We start from the raw sequence: 2976 nt of genomic DNA on the forward strand, positions 1-2976 counted from the left end.
GTATAAGCTCTCTATATCTTTAAATTCATTCAATACCTTTTTAGAGGGTTTTATATCCTCTATAAATATTTTATATTGATATTTATCTTTAAATGTTTCCATTTTCAATTTAAAGGCTACATCTATCTCTATGTTATTCACAATAGTTTCAAGCATATCCTCACTGTTGAACCAAACACAGTTTTTTATCTCCACTCCATTTTTAATTAAATCCATCATCAAATGATTTTTTTCTTTTCCAATAGCTCTAAAATTTTTATAGTTACAATTTTTTATTGCAAATAGAGGTGAGGCATTTCCAAATCCATATGGTTCTAACAATGAAAGTTTATCCATTAAATCAAAAGATATTTTCATCATTGAAAGTTCACAATCTATTTTTATAGGTTTCTTTGTGGCTTCACTATCCAATGTTCTCAGTGCATAATCATTTATCTCCTTAGAAAATCTCTCTATATTTTCAATTGGGATAGAAAATCCTGCTGCTCCTGCATGTCCACCATATTTTACAAAAAGCTCTTTCATCGAATTTAAAGCTTCAATCATATTAAATGCTTCCGTACTTCTACAGGAAGCTGTTGCTATTCCCTCCAGTGGCTTTATTTCCATTATTATTGTAGGTTTATAGTATCTATCTAAAATTTTTGACGCAACTATCCCTATCACTCCATGATGAAATTTCTCCTCTGCAACAACGATAACGCTATTTTCATCTAATTTTTTTTCATCTATTTTTTCAATTGCTTTTTTTAAAATATTCTCTTGAATCTCTTTTCTTTCACTATTCTTATTTATTAATTCATAAATCAATTTATCACAGATAACATGGGAATCACTGACCATAAGTTCCACAGCCATTTTTGCATCCTCTAATCTCCCAGCAGCATTAAAAATTGGAGCTATTATAAACCCAACATCATATGTGTCAAACTTTTTTTCTAACGGATTTTCATACAACCTTTTCATAAGCATATTTAATCCCAACCACTTACTACTTTTTAAAAGCTCTAACCCTCTTTTTACTAAAAGTCTATTTTCCCCTTTTAAAGGTACTATATCCGCTATTGTACCAATCGCAACTATATCTAAATATTTATATATATCATTTTTTTTCTCCAGTTTCTTATATAGTGCTAATATCAACATAAATGCTGTTCCAACTCCAGCTAGATACTTATATGGACTCTCATTGTCATCTCTCTTTGGATTTATAACAGCAAAAGCTTCTGGCAAATCATTATTAATCTCATGATGATCTGTTATTATCATATCCATTCCTAAGTCATTACAGTGTTTAACTTCTGAAATAGATGAGATTCCACAGTCAACTGTTATAATTAAATCCCCACCTTCCCCCTTTATATGGCTTAAAGCCTCTTTATTTAATCCATATCCTTCATCTCTTAAAGGTATATAGTAATTGACATTTATTTCAAGCTCTTTTAAAGCCAGATAACATAGAGAGGTAGATGTGATTCCATCCACATCGTAGTCTCCATATATCCATACGTTTTCCCCTCTCTCTTTAGCTCTTAAAACTCTTTCCACACCTTTATCTATATCCTTTAGATCACTTGGGTTCATAAGGTGTTCCAAAGTTCCATCTATAAATAAATCTATCTCCTCTTTTGAAATTATACCTCTATTATACAGTATCTGTTCTATGTCTCTATCTATATCTTCATGTGTTCTTTTAAACTCTTCTGATTTAAATAACCATTTTGTATTTCTCATATTTTCATACCTTTCTTAAATTTTTAATTATATATTGCACTATAAAATGCATATGTGTATACAATCTCTTCAATCTCCCTTTGAAGTCTTTCATCCACTATTGTCTCCAGTTTTAAATCTCCATCCAATTCAAAATTTAATGTTTTTAAAACTTTCTCTCCATACATATACTCTATCAATGTTTTTAAAATCATTCCATTGTGCTTATCATAAGTTTCTTTTAAAATTTTACTACCCAACTCTATATTTTTTTTAGGGTCGTAATAAATCTCCTCTCTATCCTCTCCAATTACACTAGTAGGAACTCCCATTAAACCAACTCTTTCAAACTTATTACTCTCATTATCAAACCCACTCTCTATATACATCACAGTATATATCAGAGATTGGGGAATTAAATATATCTTTCTAGCATCTTGAACCTCTTCCCTATAATACTTAGGATATACATAGTGTAATAAGTTTTTATATTTATAAAATTCATTTTTGAAATCACTAACTTTTTTAAAAGATTCTTTATAGAAACCACTTTTTATAAAACTATTCATTATTGTTATTTTATCTTGAGTTGTCTCTTTATCTAAATCGAAGTTATTACTTTGAACAGCCAGTTCCAATAGTTCAGGATTTTTCAATTCCCCTATTTGAGTTAAAGCATCCTTTAAAACCTCCTCCTTATATGTATTTTTTATATCAAAATCTTTTAAAGAATCCATATAGTTTCTAACAACATAGTTACTTGCAAAAAAAACATTATAGTCGGCTAACTTCCATGGATTTTTAGCTCCCTCCATGAGTTGTGTATAAACCATATAGTATAATCCAAGTTTTGGATTATCTGGATATACTTCCTTAAATCCCCCATATTTCTCTATAAATTTTTTTCTATTCTCTAACTTTATATAGATGTCTAATAACAGAGCTTCTACATTTTCGTTTTTTCTATTTATTTTTTCGACTATTTCTTTAGCCTTTTTATACTCTCCTAATTTGTAATATATACGTCCAATTCTAAAACTTGCCCTGTCTATTAACCTTATATCTTTTATTTTTTCATAGTTAAAAATTGCTCTTGAATAATCTTTACTCTGTTCGTAAGCCCTCGCTCTTATAAAGATTAAGTTCCCCTCTCCAGTATCTAATTTTTTTGTTAAATCAATAACTTTTTTATTCTCATCCAATCTCAATAGACTTTCTAAATATATAATTTTTAAGGTCAATTTTTTATCATTATTTTCTCTA

The 2976-nt window shown here is 28.9% G+C and carries 2 protein-coding genes; both read right to left on the reverse strand.

All coding sequences use genetic code 11. The annotated features are described in order from the left end of the window. Positions 1 to 1734, reverse strand: a 1734-nt coding sequence (gene recJ / locus ACMOUI_RS00235) for a single-stranded-DNA-specific exonuclease RecJ (protein ID WP_418963737.1), incomplete at its 3' end; no start/stop codon positions are given. Positions 1735 to 1757: 23 nt separating this feature from the next. Next, positions 1758 to 2976: transglycosylase SLT domain-containing protein (locus ACMOUI_RS00240; protein ID WP_418963738.1), on the reverse strand; the 1219-nt coding region annotated here is incomplete at its 5' end.

The organism is Cetobacterium sp. (assembly GCF_048470075.1).
GTDB lineage: Bacteria > Fusobacteriota > Fusobacteriia > Fusobacteriales > Fusobacteriaceae > Cetobacterium_A.